General features: G+C 30.8%; 21 protein-coding genes. 13 read left to right on the top strand and 8 right to left on the bottom strand.

Features of this window, described 5'->3' with window-relative positions; translation table 11 throughout:
• Positions 1–33: 33 nt before the first annotated feature.
• The 4 genes from J3S90_RS13215 to J3S90_RS13200 all read left to right on the top strand — a co-directional run bounded on the left by J3S90_RS13215 (position 34) and on the right by J3S90_RS13200 (position 2,606).
• Positions 34–1,095: a serine hydrolase domain-containing protein gene (locus J3S90_RS13215; RefSeq protein ID WP_210646592.1), complete on the top strand. Its 1,062-nt coding sequence runs from the start codon at positions 34–36 to the stop codon at positions 1,093–1,095.
• Positions 1,079–1,816, top strand: coding sequence for a BlaB/IND/MUS family subclass B1 metallo-beta-lactamase (gene bla / locus J3S90_RS13210; protein WP_210646591.1), 738 nt, complete (start codon positions 1,079–1,081; stop codon positions 1,814–1,816). Before J3S90_RS13215 ends, bla begins: the two co-directional genes overlap by 17 nt.
• Positions 1,817–1,933: 117 nt before the next feature.
• On the top strand, positions 1,934–2,479 hold the full coding sequence (locus J3S90_RS13205; RefSeq protein WP_210646590.1) for a DUF1697 domain-containing protein: 546 nt from the start codon (positions 1,934–1,936) through the stop codon (positions 2,477–2,479).
• Positions 2,466–2,606 (top strand): hypothetical protein, encoded by a 141-nt coding sequence (locus J3S90_RS13200; protein WP_210646589.1) that lies wholly within the window; start codon positions 2,466–2,468, stop codon positions 2,604–2,606. The genes J3S90_RS13205 and J3S90_RS13200 overlap by 14 nt, the downstream gene beginning before the upstream one ends.
• A 7-nt stretch (positions 2,607–2,613) precedes the next feature.
• On the opposite strand, the gene J3S90_RS13195 is transcribed toward J3S90_RS13200, so the two are convergent.
• Complete coding sequence (locus tag J3S90_RS13195) at positions 2,614–3,351, bottom strand: Dph6-related ATP pyrophosphatase (RefSeq protein WP_210646588.1); 738 nt, start codon at positions 3,349–3,351, stop codon at positions 2,614–2,616.
• A 101-nt stretch (positions 3,352–3,452) separates the two neighbouring features.
• Between J3S90_RS13195 and J3S90_RS13190 the strand changes: the two genes are divergently transcribed.
• From J3S90_RS13190 to J3S90_RS13180, 3 genes are all read left to right on the top strand, one after another.
• Positions 3,453–5,516, top strand: coding sequence for a M1 family metallopeptidase (locus J3S90_RS13190; RefSeq protein ID WP_210646587.1), 2,064 nt, complete (start codon positions 3,453–3,455; stop codon positions 5,514–5,516).
• Between the two features lie 33 nt (positions 5,517–5,549).
• Positions 5,550–6,449 (top strand): patatin-like phospholipase family protein, encoded by a 900-nt coding sequence (locus J3S90_RS13185; protein ID WP_188051043.1) that lies wholly within the window; start codon positions 5,550–5,552, stop codon positions 6,447–6,449.
• Between the two features lie 67 nt (positions 6,450–6,516).
• Complete coding sequence (locus tag J3S90_RS13180; protein WP_210646586.1) at positions 6,517–7,647, top strand: serine hydrolase; 1,131 nt, start codon at positions 6,517–6,519, stop codon at positions 7,645–7,647.
• Positions 7,648–7,675: 28 nt separating this feature from the next.
• Here the strand turns inward: J3S90_RS13180 and J3S90_RS13175 are convergent, their stop codons facing one another.
• On the bottom strand, positions 7,676–8,197 hold the full coding sequence (locus tag J3S90_RS13175; protein WP_210646585.1) for a DUF7935 family protein: 522 nt from the start codon (positions 8,195–8,197) through the stop codon (positions 7,676–7,678).
• A 129-nt stretch (positions 8,198–8,326) separates the two neighbouring features.
• On the opposite strand from J3S90_RS13175, the gene J3S90_RS13170 reads away from it, so the two are divergent.
• From J3S90_RS13170 to J3S90_RS13160, 3 genes are all read left to right on the top strand, one after another.
• Positions 8,327–9,094 (top strand): sulfite exporter TauE/SafE family protein, encoded by a 768-nt coding sequence (locus J3S90_RS13170; RefSeq protein ID WP_210646584.1) that lies wholly within the window; start codon positions 8,327–8,329, stop codon positions 9,092–9,094.
• A 117-nt stretch (positions 9,095–9,211) separates the two neighbouring features.
• Positions 9,212–11,545 carry an ATP-dependent helicase gene (locus J3S90_RS13165; RefSeq protein ID WP_188051040.1) on the top strand — a complete coding sequence of 778 codons (2,334 nt, stop codon included), beginning with the start codon at positions 9,212–9,214 and terminating at the stop codon, positions 11,543–11,545.
• 80 nt (positions 11,546–11,625) lie between these two features.
• Complete coding sequence (locus J3S90_RS13160; protein ID WP_188051039.1) at positions 11,626–12,246, top strand: L-threonylcarbamoyladenylate synthase; 621 nt, start codon at positions 11,626–11,628, stop codon at positions 12,244–12,246.
• 282 nt (positions 12,247–12,528) lie between these two features.
• Here J3S90_RS13160 and J3S90_RS13155 read toward each other — a convergent pair whose 3' ends face one another.
• From J3S90_RS13155 to J3S90_RS13145, 3 genes are read right to left on the bottom strand one after another with little or no spacing between them, the layout of a single operon-like run.
• Positions 12,529–13,362 (bottom strand): OmpA/MotB family protein, encoded by an 834-nt coding sequence (locus J3S90_RS13155; protein WP_188051038.1) that lies wholly within the window; start codon positions 13,360–13,362, stop codon positions 12,529–12,531.
• A gap of 44 nt (positions 13,363–13,406) precedes the next feature.
• Positions 13,407–14,408 (bottom strand): glycosyltransferase family 2 protein, encoded by a 1,002-nt coding sequence (locus tag J3S90_RS13150; protein WP_210646583.1) that lies wholly within the window; start codon positions 14,406–14,408, stop codon positions 13,407–13,409.
• A gap of 12 nt (positions 14,409–14,420) precedes the next feature.
• A complete protein-coding gene (locus tag J3S90_RS13145; RefSeq protein ID WP_188051036.1) occupies positions 14,421–14,870 on the bottom strand; it encodes a type I restriction enzyme HsdR N-terminal domain-containing protein in 450 nt (149 codons plus the stop codon).
• A 92-nt stretch (positions 14,871–14,962) separates the two neighbouring features.
• On the opposite strand from J3S90_RS13145, the gene holA reads away from it, so the two are divergent.
• From holA to ettA, 3 genes are all read left to right on the top strand, one after another.
• Positions 14,963–15,967, top strand: coding sequence for a DNA polymerase III subunit delta (gene holA, locus J3S90_RS13140; protein WP_210646582.1), 1,005 nt, complete (start codon positions 14,963–14,965; stop codon positions 15,965–15,967).
• Between the two features lie 74 nt (positions 15,968–16,041).
• Positions 16,042–16,224, top strand: a complete 183-nt coding sequence (locus J3S90_RS13135; protein ID WP_188051034.1) for a CAL67264 family membrane protein — start codon at positions 16,042–16,044, stop codon at positions 16,222–16,224.
• A gap of 70 nt (positions 16,225–16,294) precedes the next feature.
• Positions 16,295–17,989 (top strand): energy-dependent translational throttle protein EttA, encoded by a 1,695-nt coding sequence (ettA, locus tag J3S90_RS13130; protein ID WP_188051033.1) that lies wholly within the window; start codon positions 16,295–16,297, stop codon positions 17,987–17,989.
• A 61-nt stretch (positions 17,990–18,050) separates the two neighbouring features.
• Here ettA and J3S90_RS16050 read toward each other — a convergent pair whose 3' ends face one another.
• The 3 genes from J3S90_RS16050 to J3S90_RS13120 form a co-directional block, all read right to left on the bottom strand.
• Positions 18,051–18,176 (bottom strand): hypothetical protein, encoded by a 126-nt coding sequence (locus tag J3S90_RS16050; protein WP_255462892.1) that lies wholly within the window; start codon positions 18,174–18,176, stop codon positions 18,051–18,053.
• Between the two features lie 79 nt (positions 18,177–18,255).
• A complete protein-coding gene (locus J3S90_RS13125) occupies positions 18,256–18,669 on the bottom strand; it encodes a thiol-disulfide oxidoreductase DCC family protein (RefSeq protein WP_210646581.1) in 414 nt (137 codons plus the stop codon).
• Positions 18,647–19,858 carry a peptidase associated/transthyretin-like domain-containing protein gene (locus tag J3S90_RS13120; protein WP_210646580.1) on the bottom strand — a complete coding sequence of 404 codons (1,212 nt, stop codon included), beginning with the start codon at positions 19,856–19,858 and terminating at the stop codon, positions 18,647–18,649. Before J3S90_RS13120 ends, J3S90_RS13125 begins: the two co-directional genes overlap by 23 nt.
• Between the last annotated feature and the right edge of the window lie 107 nt (positions 19,859–19,965).

Here is a 19,965-nt window from a genome sequence, read left to right as displayed (position 1 = left end):
TTTACTACAATTAAAATAATTCAGAAATAGAAGATGAAAATTAAAAAACAGACCATTTACTTTATTTATGCAGCACTATTGTTTATAAACAGTAATTCCTTTGCTCAAAAAACTAACGATTATATTTCATCCATTGACAGCTTAATTAAAACGACTAACATTCGAAAGTTTAATGGAGTAATTGTGATTGCAGAGAATGGCGTTGCAAAATATACAAAAGCCTATGGTTTTGCTAATTTCGAAAAAAAAACACCTTTGCAAGCTCAAGATTATTTTAAAATTATGTCTAATTCGAAACAAATTACAGCTGCATTGTTGTTGCGAGAAGTAGATAAAGGAAAAATTGATTTACGATCACCCATAAAAAAATACTTACCTTTTTTAACGGAATCTTGGGCAGATTCGGTTACGGTTCATCAATTATTAAATCATACCCATGGTATTTTGGCTTTAGATAAACCATTATTATTTAAACCAGGAACTAATTTTAAATATGGGAATATTTCTAATGTGCTTTTAGGTAAAATCATCGAATTTTCTAGCAAAAAGACATACAATCAAATGGCGGATTCCCTTTTTGCGTCATTAAAAATGAAACATACTTTTGCTTATGCAAAAGATAATAAAAGAGCAATTGTTAGCGGTTATACCAATAAGGAAGGTGTTTTTAAAGCTGTAAAAACTTTACAAATTACAACTGATTCAACACCAGCAGATGGTATAATTACTACTGCAAGCGATTTAGTGATTTGGAATTCTAATTTGCATAAAGGAAAAATTCTAAAGCCAGAAACCTATAATTTAATGGTATCTGAAACAGTTTTAGCTCAGCACGATTCCTTTGGAAAAGCAAAATGTGGCTATGGTTATGGGATCCGTGTGAACAATAATGGCAAAACAAAATATATAGGTCACACAGGTTTAGGAGATGGTTTTGCTTCTTTAAATGTTTATTTTCCTAAAAGTAAAATTAGCGTGATTGTATTAGAGAATCAAATGAATGATAAAATTGAATTGGCATATTATTTCGGAAATGAAATAAAAAACATTATTTTAAAACAAGAGAATTCTAAAGACTATGAAAATAAAAATTAGTAAACTTATTATTTTTATGCTTTTAAGTACAATTGCAATTGGACAAACCATCAAAAATGAACTTAAAATAACACAAGTTACTCCTAATTTTTATGTTTATAGTAGTTATAAAATGTTTGGAACAAAGAAACAAGATGCAAATGCAATGTACGTAGTAACTTCCAAAGGTGTCGTTATTTTTGATTCTCCTTGGGATGATTTTTCATATCAATCGTTGTTGGACAGTATTGAATTGCGACATCATAAAAAAGTAATTCTGGCAATTGCAACACATTCTCATGAAGACAGAACTTCTGGATTTGATTTTTATAAACAAAACGGAATTAAAACCTACACAACCAAATTAACTGATAAGATTTCAATAAAGAAAAAGCAACCGAGAGCTCAATTTTTAATGAGTAAAGACACCATTTTTAATGTTGGTGATACAAGTTTCGAAACCTATTTTGCTGGTGCAGGACATACAAAGGACAACATTGTGATTTGGTTTAATAAAGAGAAAATTTTGTACGGTGGGTGCTTAGTCAAAAGTATTGACGCTCCCGATTTAGAATATGTAGGCGAAGCTAATATTAAAGAATGGCCCAAAACGATTCGCAAGGTACAGTCGAAATTTCAAAATCCGAACTACATTATCACCGGGCACCATGATTGGAAAAGTTTAAGAGTTTTAGATCATACCTTAGATTTGTTAAAACTGAATAACAACAAAAGGAAATAGCTTTCATAATTCCTATTTTAAAACAAGAGAATTCTAAATAAATATTAAAATAGCACTTAGAATTGCTTAGTAATTTGCCAAGAAACACAATATCTTTGCAGCAATAAAATTTATAAAATGAAAACTCATCTGGCTTTACTTCGTGGTATCAATGTTTCTGGTCACAGTATGATAAAAATGGAAGCATTAAAAACAACTTTAGAAGCTATAGGTTTTCAGAATGTAGCTACCTATATTCAGTCTGGAAATGTTTTTGTAGATACCGAAGAGGAAAATTCTGCCGCAGTTGGATTTAAAATAAAGCAAGAAATTTTCAAAATTTTCGGTCATGAAGTGCCAGTTGTTGTTATTGGTAAAGAAGATTTGGAGGCTTGTTTTAAAAATAATCTTTTCTTGAAAGAGAAAGATTTAGATCCTAAAAAGTTATATGTGGCTTTTATTTCGACTACTTTGTCTAGTACTAGTATGAATGATTTGAGAATTAGTCAGTTTAAACCCGATGAAGCCAGTATTGATGGCAATAAAATTTTCATTAAATATGCTGTTGGAGCAGGTAAGACACGTTTTGATCAGAAATACATCGAGAAAAAGTTAAATGTAATCGCTACTATTCGAAATTGGAATACGGTTACGCAGTTGCTTAAAATGTATGAGGAGAGATAAAACTTCTTTTTCTTTTATGATAATTGTCACAATGGAAGTGCATCATTTACGTTGCTCTAGAATGTTGGTAAGCTACACACGTGAAAAAGTAGCAATGAAAAGTTTTAAAATTATTGACACCGCATAATTTAAACTTATTTTGGAAGTAAATCACAATACCAAAATCCATAATCAAAAGCATCAGAAGTATTGGTGTCGCAAGCTGTATTTGAAGAATCTTCTTGTTTTGGTTTTTCATATTTGCGATATACAATTTCTCCAATCTCAAAATTAATTGGTTTAGAAAAAATAGGTCCATCAAAAGTAAAGGTATGAAACTCTCCATTTTCGCCACAGACATCTACATTTTCTGGTAAATCATTAAGGAAATTCTGATCAATCACGCGACCCACAAAACTTTTGTCTAAATAACGTTCGTTCACACAAACAACAATAGTTTTAAAATTTAATGCAATAAATTCTTGAATTAAAATAGTTGTAGGAATTTGCCAAAGCGGAAAAACAGCCTCAAAACCTATTTTGGCTAACTGATCTTCTCTGTATTTGCGTAAATCTTCTAATAAAATATCTCCAAAAATGGAATTTGTGACCCCTTGGTTTTTTAACTTGGTTAATGTTTCATTCATTACATTTTCATACACTTCCATTGTCGGCATTTCTGGAATTTGCATAATTTCTAGCGGTAATTCTAGACTTTCTGCTTGTTTTTTTAGCAGTTCAACACGCACACCATGCATAGAAATGCGCTGAAACTCTTTGTTGACACTTGTGAGTAAACAAGTGATTTCAAATTCAGAATTTTGTAGTACTTTGTACAATGCTAAAGCAGAATCTTTTCCGCTACTCCAATTAAATACAGCTTTTGTTTTCAATATAAATGTATTGTGGTTTTTTGATTGGTAAACTTACGTTATTCCATTTATTATTTAATTAAATCATTGTAACTTTGATTTTTTAGTATAAAATTACCTTTATGAAATACTTTTTTCTTCTCTTCACTTCTTTTATTTTTTCGCAACAAACTCAATTTGTTGATTTTAAATCGGTTTTAGGAAAAATTCACATAAATCCAACAGAGAGAATTGTTTTAGGGGAAGTGCAATATGATTTTGTAGTATTAAAAACAATTGATACCATTAAAATTGATGCACAAAACATGACTTTTTCTAATTTAAAACTCAATGGAAAAGAAGTTAATTTTAGAAATACTCAAAAGGAATTACAAATTATTTTCCCATTTAAAAAAGGAAAAAATAGCTTAAATTTTACGTATTCGGCAATGCCAAAGCAAACGCTCTATTTTATTGGATCGACAGATAAAGACAATCTGCAAATTTGGACACAAGGTCAAGGAAAGTATACCAGTCATTGGTTTCCTAGTTTTGATGATGTGAATGAAAAAGTGATTTTTAATTTGAATATTGTATTTAGAAATGATTATCAAGTGATTTCTAATGGAGAATTAGAAACTAGGGCAAAATCAATGGGAAATACTATTTGGAAATATCGAATGCAAAAACCAATGAGTTCTTATTTGTTGATGCTGGCCATCGGAAAATATGAAAAACAGATACAGTTTTCTAATTCTGGAATACCTCTAGAAATGTACTACGAACCTGCAGATAAATCTAAATTTGAACCTACTTATCGTCATTCTAAAACGATGTTTGATTTCCTTGAAAAAGAAATAGGAGTGAAGTATCCTTGGAGAATTTACAAGCAGACTCCGGTTCGAGATTTTTTATATGCAGGAATGGAAAATACATCAGCTACTTTGTTTTCGACGCGTTATGTAGTCGATTCGATAGGTTTTGAAGACCGAAGTTACACCAATGTAAATGCACATGAATTGGCGCATCAATGGTTTGGTGATTTGGTTACGGCAGAAAGTAGTAAGCAACATTGGCTACAAGAAGGTTTTGCAACTTATTATGCTTTATTAGCAGAGAAAGAAGTTTATGGCGATGATTATTTTTATTGCAAATTATACGAATCTGCTCAACAACTTAAATTTGCTTCTCGTACCGATACCATTCCAATTTTGAATGCCAAAGCAAGTTCCTTAACTTTCTATGAAAAGGGCGCTTGGGCATTATTTATTTTGAAAGAATCCATCGGTAAAAAAAACTTCAAAAAAGCGGTTAAAGCCTATTTGAAAAAGCATTCTTTTAAATCTGTAAATACGGAAGATTTTTTTGCTGAAATAAAAAAAGTATCGTCTTTTGATTTAAATAATTTTAGTAAAGTTTGGCTTGAATCAAGTGATTTTAATACGCTTGAAGCTAATGCTTTATTAGAAAAAAATAAGGCAACGAAATTATTTTTACAAGTCGATCAGTTAAGAAGTAAATCTCTAGCAGAAAAAAATGATTTCTTTGTTCAAGTTATGCAATCGGACGTTTATTTTGCAGTAAAAGAAGCTATTTTAAACCAAATTAAAAATGAAAATTTTGATGCTAAAAAGCAATTGCTTCAGTTGGCTTTACAGTCTAATATTCTACAAATTCGTCAAGCAGTAGCGGTTAATTTAAATAAAATTCCAGAAGATTTTAGACAAGAATATGAAAGTTTACTAACTGATAAATCCTATCAAACTCAGGAAATAGCATTATTTAGATTATGGAATAATTTTCCGGAACAGCGTTTTAAATATTTAGATCTATCAAAAAATTGGATCGGATTTAATGATTACAATTTAAGAAATTTGTGGTTGTCTTTGGCCTTAACAACTCCAAATTATGTTTTGAATAAAGAAGAATTAATTAAGGAATTAATAGAATATTCATCTCTGAATTTTGAGGCTACTACTCGACAAAATGCATTACAAAATCTGATCGCTTTCAATTTAGTAAATGATACCGTTTTGCAAAATTTAGTAAATGCAACCACACATCACATGTGGCAATTTTCTAAATTTGGACGTGATACTATTAGAAAATTATTAAAAAATAAAGAAATGAGGCTCTCTTTTGAAAGGATTTTACCCAATTTAAACGAAAGTGAAAAATTTCAGTTGAAAAGATTGTTAATTGAGTAGTAACAAATTAGGATTGGTTATAAAATTTAATTTATGAGAGCATTAGTGATTTCAGGAGGCGGAAGTAAAGGTGCATTTGCAGGTGGAGTGGCGCAATATCTATTAGAAATAGAAAAAAATAAATATGATATTTTTATAGGAACGTCTACTGGAAGTTTACTAATTCCGCACTTAGCATTGGGAAATATTGATAAAATTCATCGGATTTATACCAATGTTGATATGAAGAAAATCTTTAATGTAAATCCATTTGTAATAAAAAGGAAAAAAGGCAAAGACATTGTTACCATCAATCATTTTAATGTCATTTGGCAATATCTTAAGGGTAAGCGAACCTTTGGCGAAAGCAAAAGGTTGTTGGGTTATATAAAGAAAAATTTCAGTGTTTCAGATTTTAACGAATTAAAGCTTTTGAAAACAGATGTTGTAATAACTGTTACTAATCTTTCTAAAAATGCTGCGGAATACAAATCAATTCAGGAATGTACTTATGAGGAGTTTTGTGAATGGGTTTGGATTTCTAGCAATTACATTCCTTTTATGAGTTTGGTTACTAAAAATAATGATGAATATGGAGATGGTGGTTTTTCAAGTTTAGTACCTATTCGAGAAGCTATTAATCGAGGTGCTACAGAAATTGATGTAGTAATTCTAGAAACCGAAATTAATTTAGAAAAAGCAATTGTTGGTAAAAATCCGTTTTCATTGATGATCGACTTATTTAGAATTGCTTTAGACCAAGTAGAAAAACATGATATAGCAATAGGAAAACTGATGGCAAACAATAATAATGTAAAACTTAATTTATATTATACTCCAATTAAACTAACCAACAATGCGCTTATTTTTAATAAAAAAGTTATGAAAGAGTGGTGGAATCAAGGGTATGAATACGCACAAAACAAGTCGCAATTAATGAGCGATAATAGATAATAATATTTACATCAATTAGGATTTAATATTTTATGTAAAGAGATAATTTTAATTAAATTAATCTATTATGTTTTCAATAAAAAAATATATTTCTTATGTTTTTATACTTTTAGTAAGCAGTTGTTCTACCAAGAAAAACGCTTTGCAAATTGCATTAGCATCTAAAAATCCAAAAATAAAAACTGTTATGAATAATCCAGAACCACATGAAATTCAGATTATTTATACCGAAATTTTGAGGGATAAAGAAGGTAAAGTTTCTTTTAAGGATTTTAGCTATAATTTAAATTCCAAAAATTATTTTTATCCGGCTAGTACTGTCAAATTTCCTATTGCCGTATTAGCTTTAGAAAAACTGAATACAATTCCAAATACTGGTCTTAATACAACTTATACTATTGAAGGAAGTGCTGAAAAATTACAATTTTCTGAAGAGATATCGAAAGTTTTTGCCGTGAGTGATAATGTGGCAAGTACCAATCTGCTTGATTTTCTAGGTTTTGATTATGTAAATTTAAAAATGAAAGAAAAAGGATTATACCCATTTAGTCTTAGCCATCGACTTTCTGGTACAGATCCTAGTAATCCTGAGTTTCCTGCAATAACACTATATAAATCGGATAATACAGTAGTCAACATTCCTTCAAAACGGAATCAAATTCCTGAAGCGCTATCTCTAAATGGCATTCAGAAAGGAAACGCATATCGAGATTCTAAAAATAAACCAATAAACGAACCTTTTGATTTTTCTAAAAAAAACTATTATCCATTAGAAACTTTACATAATACGTTAAAAAGAATTGTTTTTCCAGAAGTATTTAAAAAAGAGGAACGCTTTTTAATAACTGAAAAAGACAGGCAATTTATTCTTTATTCCATGCAAAATTTGCCAAAAAATGCAGGATTTGATCCTAATGAATTTTTTGATGGATATTGCAAATTTTTTATGTTTGGTGATACAAAAGAAGATATTCCTTCCTCAATAAAAATTTATAATAAAGTAGGCAATGCCTATGGAACTATGATTGATTGTGCTTATATTACAGATCCAGAAAACAAGGTCGAATTTATGTTATCTGCCACAATTTTAGCCAATAAAAATGGTGTTTTTAATGATAATATTTATGAATATGATAGTATTAGTTTGCCTTTTTTAGCTGAGTTAGGCCGCCAATTGTATGCTATAAATAAACATTAATTTTTATAATTAAATGATTTGCTAATATTTACCAAAGCTGACTTACTTCATTTTTTAAGAATGATAGTGCTGTAGTACTTGGAGCATGTTTTTCCATTAGATCACCAATAACCATTTCTCTTAAAGTATCTGCATTTGTTACTTTTTCATTTTTTGTAGTCAACCGAATCATTTGTATTGTGGCATTTTTTGCTGTAATTACAATAGACCAACATTCTTCAGATACATAAATCTGTTGGGATAAATTATGCTCAAATTCTTGTTCAATTTGTGCTATAACAAAATTTTGATAATCTGTTTTATCTTCAGAAATTGGATTGATTCTTACCATTAATTGAGAAGGGTTTATGCGTTCCATAAGTAAAGTTAACCTTTCATAAGCTTGTAATCTTAGCGGTAAAATTGATGGTTGATTGTCTTTTTGTAGCAGCCATCGTTTGGTGTTTTGTTGTTCTTTAAAATATGAATTTAATAAAAAATAGGCTACAGCACCTGTTATTATTGATGGTAAAGAATAGGCGATTATTTCAATGATTTTTGTAGAATCCATGCTTTTATAATTTTAAAGAGCAAAAATATACTTTTTAGATTATAAATCAAGTTGATTTAATTAGCAATAAATGAATTCGAATAGTAATTTTACGTTTTGTATTAAAAAATAATAATATTTACTATTTAAATGGAAACTTACGTATTGGTTTTACTGTGTTTAGCCGCTTTTGCTGCTGGTTTTGTAGATGCGATTGTTGGCGGAGGCGGACTCATACAAACTCCAATGGGATTAATTTTATTGCCTAATCTTCCTGTATCTACTGTAATTGGAACTTTAAAAATTCCGGCTTTTAGCGGAACTTCAGTTGCTGCTTATCAATATTTGAAAAAGGTCGATATGAATTGGAAATTACTGAGTATTATGATGATTTTAGCATTTCCATCAGCATTTTTAGGATCTACTTTATTAACGTATGTGAGCAATGATTTCATGAAACCATTACTGTTAATTGTGCTGTCATTTTTGGTAATTTATACTTACGCAAAAAAGAACTTTGGTCAACATTTAGAAAAGCAGCACACGCCTAGAACACAAATCTTTAATGCAGTCGCAATTAGTTTTATAGTTGGTTTGTATGATGGTTTTATTGGCCCAGGAACCGGTAGTTTTCTTGTAGTTGCTTTTATCGCCATCATGGGATTTGACTTTTTGCATGCTTCAGCAAATGCTAAAATGGTCAATTTATCGACCAATTTTGGTTCTATTTGTCTTTTTATCTTAAAAGGAAAAATTATTTGGTCTATTGCTTTACCCATGGCAGCAAGTAATGCAGTAGGAGGTTGGATTGGAGCAAAATTAGCTATAAACAAAGGCAACAGTTTTATCCGAATTTTCTTTTTAGTAGTTGTAATTGGTACTTTAATTCGTTTTGCCTACGATGTCTTTTTTAAATAATTAGTAAGAAATATTTCTTTTAAAGTAGTGAAATTTTGTAAGGAGTCATTGTTCCTTTTTGATACTTAAAACCTCAATCAAAATCGCTATTTTTGTATAACAAAATTAAAATTTCACATGCATAAATATATCGATCAACTTAACGAAGCACAACGTGAACCCGTTTTACAAAAAGACGGTCCTATGATAATTATTGCAGGAGCAGGTTCTGGAAAAACTCGAGTGTTGACAATTAGAATTGCTTATTTAATGCATCAAGGCATAGATGCTTTTAGTATTTTATCGCTAACATTTACCAATAAGGCGGCACGAGAAATGAAAAAGCGTATCTCTGATATTGTTGGTGCAAGCGAGGCTAAAAATTTGTGGATGGGTACATTTCACTCTGTTTTTGCTCGAATACTTCGTTCAGAAGCAGAACATTTAGGCTATCCTTCCAATTTTACTATCTATGATTCACAAGATTCTCTGCGTGCTATTTCTGGTATTATCAAAGAAATGCAGTTGGATAGAGATGTGTATAAACCAAAACAAGTTTTAAGCAGAATCTCTAATTTTAAAAATAGTTTGATTACTGTAAAGGCTTATTTTAACGATCCTGAATTGCAAGAAGCCGATGCGATGTCTAAAAAACCTCGCATGGGCGAAATTTATCAGAATTATGTAGACCGTTGTTTTAAATCGGGTGCTATGGATTTTGATGATTTGTTATTGAAAACGAACGAATTACTAACTCGATTTCCAGAAGTTTTAGCCAAATATCAAAACCGTTTCCGCTATATTTTAGTTGATGAGTACCAAGATACCAATCATTCTCAATACCTTATAGTTCGTGCTTTGTCTGATAAATTTCAGAATATATGTGTGGTAGGAGATGATGCGCAAAGTATTTATGCTTTTCGTGGCGCCAATATTAATAACATATTGAATTTCCAAAAAGATTATGAAGGCGTACAAACCTATAGATTAGAACAAAATTATCGTTCTACAAAAAATATAGTAGAAGCAGCGAATACAATTATTGATAAAAATAAAGTCAAACTGGATAAAATTGTTTGGACAGCCAATGATTTTGGACCAAAAATAAAAGTTCATCGCAGTTTAACCGATAATGAAGAAGGACGTTTTGTAGCCAGCACCATTTGGGAACAAAAAATGCAAAATCAATTACATAATGGTGCTTTTGCTATTTTATATCGTACCAATGCTCAATCGCGAGCCATGGAAGATGCCTTAAGGAAAAGAGATATTCCTTATCGAATTTACGGTGGACTTTCTTTTTATCAAAGAAAAGAAGTAAAAGATGTCTTGTGCTATTTAAGGCTAGTCATTAATCCGAAAGATGAGGAAGCTTTAATGCGTGTGATCAATTATCCAGCACGTGGAATTGGAAATACGACGATCGAAAAATTGACCATTGCCGCTAATCACTACAAACGATCCATGTTTGAAGTAATGCAAAATATCGAACGAATTGATTTAAAATTAAACTCAGGAACGAAGCAAAAACTATTGGATTTTGTAACTATGATTCAGAGTTTTCAGGCCATTAATGAAAATCAAGATGCTTTTTATCTAGCCGATCATGTAGCTAAGAAAACAGGTTTGGTTCAAGAATTAAAAAAAGATGCAACTCCTGAGGGAATGGCAAAAATTCAAAACATTGAAGAATTACTAAATGGAATAAAGGACTTTACAGAAGGTCAAATTGAAGTGGATGGTGCAAGAGGAGCCTTGTCAGAGTTTATGGAAGATGTGGCTTTAGCTACTGATTTAGATAAAGATACTAGCGATGAAGATCGTGTGGCATTAATGACTATTCACTTGGCTAAAGGTTTAGAATTTCCTCATGTTTTTGTTGTAGGTATGGAGGAAGATTTGTTTCCTAGTGCGATGAGTATGAGTACAAGAAGCGAATTAGAAGAAGAGCGTAGATTATTTTACGTGGCATTGACTCGTGCTGAACATCAAGCGTATTTAACCTATTCACAATCGCGTTACCGCTGGGGAAAACTAACGGATAGTGAGCCGTCTCGTTTTATCGAAGAAATTGACAGTCAATATTTAGAATACATGACGCCTCCTGAAAATAATTATCGATACAAGCCCATGATTGATAGTGATATTTTTGGAGACGTAGATAAGTCTAAATTGCGTTTAGCAAAACCAATCGGGGGGACACCACCAAAGGCACCTACAAGTATTGAGCAAAAATCAGAAATAAATGTACGCAAGTTAAAGCCTGTTTCAAGTAATGCTGCAGCTGGAAGTGCTAATTTATTTGACAATAAATTGGTTGCAGGTAATATTGTTATGCACGAGCGATTTGGCAAAGGCCAAGTTGTGAATTTGGAAGGAGTAGGAGCAGATAAAAAAGCAGAAATTAAATTTGAAGTGGGAGGTATCAAAAAATTGTTGTTGCGTTTTGCAAAGTTAGATATTATTGGATAAAAATCAGTTTTGTTATAACCTCTCAAGCTTCTTAAATAGAATAATTTGAATGGTAAATAAAACATTAAAGAAAAAATAAAATGGCAGAATTTATAAAAATATACGAAAACAAACCCAATGAAGCGGCTATAGCCAAAGTAGTAAAGGTTTTAAAAGATGGTGGTTTAATTATTTATCCAACCGATACAGTATATGGTTTAGGGTGTGATATTACAAATACTAAAGCATTAGAGCGCATTGCTAAAATCAAAGGAATTAAACTAGAGAAGGCAAATTTCTCTTTTATTTGTCACGATCTTAGTAATTTATCTGATTATGTAAGGCAAATAGATACTGCTACTTTTAAGATATTAAAAAGAGCTTTGCCAGGACCTTACACGTTTATTTTACCAGGGAATAATAATTTACCTAAAGAATTTAAAAAGAAGACTACTGTTGGTATCAGGGTTCCAAATAATTCAATAGCGCTAGAGATCGTTAAGTTGTTAGGAAATCCGATTGTTTCTACATCAATACGTGATGAGGATGATGTAATAGAATACACCACTGATCCTGAGCTTATATTTGAAAAATGGCAGAATCTTGTAGATCTTGTCATTGATGGTGGTTATGGAGATAATGTAGGATCTACCATAATTGATCTGTCAGGTGATGAGCCAATTGTAGTGAGAGAAGGTAAAGGAGATTTAGACGTTTTATAAATAGCATTATTTGGCAAATAAACTATTAAAATCAACTAAGATTTAGTATGTTTACCAATAAATATTTACTTAGTAAGTTAAAAATAGTAGTATCTTATTCTTAATTGTATTTAATTGGTTGTTAAAGAAAAATTAAGGATAGGTAAAAGCAGGTCATTTGACCTGCTTTTTTTGTTTCTCCCTGAGTATAGAGTCATATATTTTCTTAACCAAAAAGGATAAAATTCATAGATAAAAAAAAACGCCTCAAATATGAGGCGTTTTTTTATCTATGTCCGAAGATTATTTTTGTTGTTTTTTCATTTCTTTTTCAATCATATCGTAAAATTGATCGATTTTAGGTAATACAACAATACGAGTTCTTCTATTACGTGCTCTGTTTTCTGCAGTATCATTTGATACTAAAGGAATGTAAGAACTTCTTCCAGCTGCGATTAATTGTTCTGGTTTAACACCTAATTGATTCGTTAATACACGAATAATAGAAGTAGAACGTTTTACACTTAAATCCCAGTTGTCTAATAAAATCCCTGATCCATTGTAAGGAACATTATCCGTGTGTCCTTCAACCATACATTCAAAATCAGGTTTGTCATTTACTACTTTTGCAACTTTAGCTAAAACAGCTTTTGCTTTATCTGTTACATCATAACTTCCTGTTTTAAAAAGTAATTTGTCAGCAATTGAGATAAAAACAACTCCTTTTTCAACATTAATTTCGATATCTGGATCCGAAATACCTACTGAGCTTTTTAAACTTGTAACTAAGGCAAGAGTAACACTATCTTTTTTAGTTAATGCGTCTTGCATTCTACTAATTTTTAAATCTTTCTCTTTGATAGATTCTAAAGCTTTTTCAATATTTTCAGCACCTTTAGTAGTTAAGATAGTCATATCTTTAGAAGTACTAATTAAGGTTTGATTTTGTTCTTTCAATCCATCAACTCTAGCTGCAAGACCTGCTTTTTCTTCTAAGCAAGAATTTAATTTTACAGTAGCTGTATTAAGTAAGTCTTGAGTTTCTTTATTTCTAGCTTCTAAATCAGTATATTTCTTCTTGGAAACACACGAAGTTAAAAGAGCCATAACTGATAAGGCGATTACGATTTTTTTCATAAATTTAGTTTATAGTGTTAATTACAAAGTTACTTTTTTATATTCTATTTAATTCTAAATAAATCGTTAAATGAAATAACTTTCCTAATGTAATAAGAGTAAACGATACTTTGCACTTTATAGTATTGCTGTTGTTGAAAATTATTTCTTTTTTTATAATAGACAGCAAAAAAACCATAAAAAGACCAATGCGCTTTTAGTATTGCCCATAAATGTTTTGGTTTTCCTTTGCATAAAAATTGCAGACCTGCAACTCCGTCTAACAGCATACGTACTAATAAAATGGTGTATAATTTCTCTTTTGGAAGGTTTTTTGTCAGCATTAGTAAGGAATTCCTAAAGTTCAAAAAAGTCTTCATCGGGTTTCCTTGTTGTAATGTAGCACCTCCAACGTGATAAACGACAGATTCTGAATTGTATTTTATTTTATACCCTTCATTTATAGCACGCCAGCATAAATCTATTTCTTCTTGATGTGCAAAAAATTCACCATCAAAACCATTTAATTTTTTATAAACTTGACTTCTAATAAAAAAACAGGCTCCAGAAGCCCAGAAAATCTCACAATTGTCATCGTATTGTCCATTGTCTTTTTCTAAAGTATCAAAAATTCTACCACGGCAAAAAGGATATCCATATTGATCAATAAAACCACCTGCTGCTCCTGCATATTCAAAATATTCTTTACTTTTATAATCAAGAATTTTAGGCTGAATTATAGCCGTATTCGATTCAGCTTCAAAAGTTTTAATAATGGGATTAAGCCAGTTTTTAGTTACTTCGATATCAGAGTTTACTAAAGCATAAACATCCCCATCAATACATTTTAATGCTTCATTATAACCACTAGCAAAGCCTAAGTTGCTTTCGTTTTTTACAATTTTAATCGATGGATAAAAAGCTTTTACATAAGAATTAGAATCATCAGTCGAGGCATTGTCAACTACGTATATTGTTGCTTCAGGTGAATATTCAACTATGGATGGAAGAAATTTTTCCAACAACAACATTCCATTCCAATTTAGTATAACAACTGCTATTTTCATTTCAAAATTTGATTATTGGATTTGATAAATTGGTAATTCAGTAAGAAACTGATATTTTTCATTTTCAAAATCCATTTGACAAAAGTAATGATTCAATCCGTTAGTCACCATCAAAAACTGAGCTTTCATTGTCATGTTATAGCGAGCAATTTGGTCAAAAGTAGCCTGAGCAATTTTAATTTCTGGCGCTTTACATTCAATTAAAATGAAAATAGAACCATCAGAATTAAAAACCACAACATCGTATCTTTTGCGTAAGCCATTGACCTTTAAAACCTTCTCGACATTGATGAGCGATTTTGGATATTTTTTCTCCTCCAATAAAAATTGGATTACATGCTGACGTACCCATTCTTCGGGAGTGAGTATGATAAATTTTTTCCTGATTTCATCAAAAATAGACACTTTATTTTCGCTATTTTTGAAACGAAATTTATAACTGGAAAAATTTAACTGCTGCATTAAGCAAAAGTATAAAATAAGATTTAAAGATTAAAGTTTAATCTTTGCCAAGGTTCAAAGCAGATGAAAATTGGAAATTGAAAGCAAAAAAAATGGATGAAGTACTAAAAATTGTAAATGATATAAAAAGTGGGAACATCAAGCCCATTTATTTCTTAATGGGAGAAGAGCCCTATTATATTGATAAATTATCTGATTATATTGAGGAAAAAGTACTTACTGAAGAAGAAAAAGGCTTTAATCAAACTGTTTTGTACGGACGAGATGTATCAATAGAAGATATTATTTCGACAGCCAAACGCTATCCAATGATGGCCGAGAGACAAGTAGTAATTGTCAAAGAAGCGCAGGATTTAATTAGAACTATTGACAAGCTAGAAGCTTATGCCGAAAATCCTATGGCATCAACAGTTTTAGTATTTTGCTACAAATATAAGACCTTAGATAAGAGAAAAAAATTAACTAAGGTTTTAGCCAAAACAGGTGTTGTTTTTGAAAGTAAAAAGCTCTATGAAAATCAAGTAGGAGATTGGATCAAACGTGTTTTGTCAAGCAAAAAATACGCCATTGAGCCTAAAGCAACTGCAATGTTAGTAGAGTTCTTAGGAACAGATTTAAGTAAAATAAATAATGAACTTCAAAAACTACAAATTATTTTGCCAGTCGGAAGTACTATTTCTCCAAAGGATATAGAAGAGAACATTGGCTTTAGTAAGGATTTTAATGTTTTTGAATTACGCAAAGCTTTAGGAGAAAAAAACCAACTAAAAGCGTATACCATAGCTGAAAATTTTGCTCAAAATCCAAAAGATAATCCATTGGTAGTCACAACCAGTTTAGTTTTTGGATTTTTTATTCAACTGCTAAAGTACCATGGATTAAAAGATCGAAATCCCAAGAATGTAGCGGCTGTAATTGGTGTTAATCCCTTTTTTTTAAAAGAATATGATGTGGCTTTAAAGAATTATCCAATGAAAAAAGTTAGCCAGATTGTAACTGCATTGAGAGATATCGACATAAAGAGTAAAGGAGTAGGTGCTAACGCATTGTCTCAATCTGATTTATTAAGAGAAATGCTTTATAAAATATTTAATTAAAGGGTAAAAATTACCGATATTTGCAAATCCGTTTCGAAGTATCGAAATTTGGATAAAATTAAAATACCACATTTATGGGAATGAATAAGAATACGATATTAGGTTGGGCAACCTTAATAATGATTTTAATGGGATTACTATTAATTGGTTTAGGAGCTTTTCGCTACAGGGAAGTTTCTGGATGGGGATTTGTGGCCGTAGGAGTTGGCTTTTTAGCTAATGCTTGGGTTTTTAGTTCTCTTAAAGGAAGACTTTAGTACAGATTTGTTTCCTTGTCTAAATTGAGGTAACTTTAAAAATAAACAAAAAAAACTTTAAATAAGAATTATGGCAGACGATAAAAAAGTGATATTCTCAATGTCAAAATTGAGTAAAACCTATCAAGGTGCAGATAAACCTGTACTAAAAAACATCTACTTGAGTTTCTTTTATGGAGCTAAGATTGGTATTTTAGGTTTAAATGGTTCTGGAAAATCTTCTTTACTAAAAATTATTGCTGGTGTTGACAAAAATTATCAAGGTGATGTTGTTTTTGCACCAGGTTATACAGTAGGATATTTAGAGCAAGAGCCAATTTTAGATGATACTAAAACGGTTATAGAGATTGTACGTGAAGGAGTTGCTGAAACTATGGCAGTTCTGGATGAATTCAACAAAATAAATGACAGTTTTGGTTTGCCAGAAGTGTATGAAGATGCTGATAAAATGGAGCAGTTGATGGATCGTCAGGCACTTTTGCAAGATAAAATTGATGCATTAGGAGCTTGGGAAATCGATACTAAATTAGAAATTGCCATGGATGCCTTGCGTACTCCAGAAGGTGATACTCCAATTAAAAATTTATCAGGTGGTGAGCGTCGTCGTGTCGCTTTATGTCGTTTGTTATTGCAACAACCTGATGTATTGCTTTTAGATGAGCCTACGAATCACTTGGATGCAGAAAGTGTACTTTGGTTAGAGCAACACTTAGCACAATATGCGGGAACTGTAATCGCTGTAACGCACGATAGATACTTCTTGGATAATGTTGCTGGTTGGATTTTAGAGTTAGACAGAGGAGAAGGAATTCCATGGAAAGGGAATTATAGCTCTTGGTTAGACCAAAAATCGAGCAGAATGGCGCTTGAAGAAAAAGTAGCTTCAAAACGTAGAAAAAATTTGGAACGTGAGTTGGATTGGGTACGTCAGGGAGCAAAAGGACGTCAAACCAAACAAAAAGCGCGTTTACAGAACTACGATAAATTACTAAACGAAGATCAAAAACAATTGGATGAAAATTTAGAAATTTATATTCCAAATGGTCCACGTTTAGGTACCAATGTTATTGAAGCTAAAAATGTAGCTAAAGGTTTTGGTGAAAAATTATTATATGATAATTTGAATTTTACTTTACCACAGGCTGGAATTGTTGGAATTATTGGACCAAATGGTGCTGGTAAATCGACAATTTTCAAAATGATTATGGGTGAAGAAAAACCAGATTCTGGTGAATTTTTGATTGGTGATACAGTGAAAATTGCTTATGTAGATCAAGCGCACTCTAACATTAATCCTGACAAATCAATTTGGGAGAACTTTGCTGATGGTCAGGAATTGATTATGATGGGAGGCAAACAAGTAAATTCTAGAGCATATTTATCTCGTTTTAATTTTGGTGGTGGAGAACAAAACAAGAAAGTCTCTATGTTATCTGGTGGAGAACGCAACCGTTTGCATCTTGCCATGACTTTAAAAGAAGAAGGAAACGTATTGTTACTAGATGAGCCTACGAATGACTTGGATATTAATACGCTTCGTGCATTAGAAGAAGGTTTAGAGAGTTTTGCTGGTTGTGCAGTAGTTATTTCTCACGACAGATGGTTCTTAGATAGAATATGTACTCATATTTTAGCTTTTGAAGGAAACTCTGAAGTGTATTGTTTTGAAGGTGGTTTCTCTGAATATGAAGAGAATAAGAAAAAACGTCTTGGTGGTGATTTAACTCCAAAACGATTGAAATATAGAAAATTGATTAGAAGCTAAAATTCAATCATTTTCGAACAGCAAAGAGGATGTCTTAATAGACATCCTCTTTTTTTATGCTTTATTTTTTTTTGTCAGAATTCATCATAATTAAAACTGCCGCAACCAGTCCTACTATAACTAAACCAAATACGACAATCATTATAAATGTTCCGTTATCCCAAGTAAAAAGTGAAGTGTCTTTCATGTGTAAGTGAATTTAAAGATTGGTCAAATATATACTACTTAAAATATAAAAGTAATGATATTTATCATAAATTCATTTATTACAAAAATTTTGACTTTAACGATGGAGTTGGAATCATACAAGCCTCTTTTTTTCCATACCATTTATAACGATTTTTTGCAACATAATCGTATAAAGAATCAGTAAGTGATGTGGGTAAAAAAGAAAATATAGAGATTATAGAAAATAGTCCACCCAATTCTTTTGCAATTTCAAAAACAGCTTGTGATTTATGGTAATAGGCATATCCTGGTTGGTATAATATAATGCTACTTAACTTTTCGCTACTAATTCCGAGATAATTACTTATTTCTTTTCCCGTATCAGATTGCAGTGATACAAATCTAAATACATCCTTCTTATCGTGCTTAATAATAAACTGTACCGCTGAGTCACAGAGATTGCAAACGCCATCAAAGAGAATGATTTTTTTATTTTGAGGAAGGTTTTGCATTTGATTTATAATTTAAATTTTGCACCGCTTGTGTAACATCAGCACCGCCCCATTCTACAAGAGTAAAACCCTTGCGCTGCGTTTTTACAAGTTTTTGTTCTGGAATCTCAGTCTTATTTTCTACAGCATAAAATTCCATAAAAACCCTAATTGAAGTTTCTGGTTTTGGATTTACAGCATTGGTTGAAAAAACATCATAATCTGAATTGCTGTAAAAATGAACAAAATTAGTTTCATTTTTTTCTAAAATAGGCAACCAATACTGGACAAAATCGTTTGTTTCGTAAGTATTCAAACCTAAAATTTCCAATTTTTCTATTAAAAAATTTGTCAAATCTATTTTTGAAACTGTAAATCCAGTTTTGTACTTATAATGTTCCTCAGAAAAAGTTTGTTTACCATCCCAAAAGAGAGAAGAATAAAAACGATTTGTTTTTTTATCGAAAATTTTTCCATCTGGATAAGCCGTTAATTGCCAATTTGATTCATATTTTGGCAAAGTAGTTGATAAAATACCATTAAAATTAAATGAAAAGGTAATATCTGTTTTTGCAGTTGGATAAAGATAAACAACTGGTTTCTTAATCATTATTTCAGAATTAGTATTGACTTTCTTTAAAACTACATTCTGAATTGTTTGATTGTTAACAATAATTTGTTGAGATTCATAACCTGTTAAAGAAAAATTAAAAACGTCTTCATTTGATGCTCTTATTGAGTAATTCCCATAACTATCTGAATGGTAAGCTTCTTTTTTGGTAAGATTTGAAATCACTACAGTTGCCAAGGGATTGGCATCTTTATCAGAAATCAAACCAGAAATTATAATTTTATAATTATTTTTTTCAAATTTAATTGCGCTATTCTTTTTAATTAATTGTTCAAGGTTCTTATTATCAGAATTTTTAAGGGTTATTTCTACAATTCCATTTTCACCTTTTTGTCCATATTTTTCAATCTCAGATTGTTTTTTAAGCACTACAATACCTTCTATGTCTTCAGGTTTGATAGATGAAATCACAGCGTAATCCTCTATGGTAATTCCATTTACAATATATAGAGGATTTTTTTCTTTTTCTTTCAATTTAGAAAATAGAATCTTTGCATTATTTGTAACTTCCTCTAATTTGTTGTTTTGTGCATTTGTAATGCCAATACAGAGTAATAATAGAATATTTATAATTTTCATAAAATAATTTGGTTTAAAATCTCAAAGCTAAATTAATATAAAATACGTAATAAAAATCTTATTTTAAATTGTTTCTGATTTAAAATAAATACATATCCTCAATTTAA

The sequence above is a fragment of the Flavobacterium flabelliforme genome (assembly GCF_017948675.1).
Taxonomy (GTDB): Bacteria; Bacteroidota; Bacteroidia; order Flavobacteriales; family Flavobacteriaceae; genus Flavobacterium; species Flavobacterium pygoscelis.
This window is presented reverse-complemented; position numbering and strand designations above follow the sequence as displayed.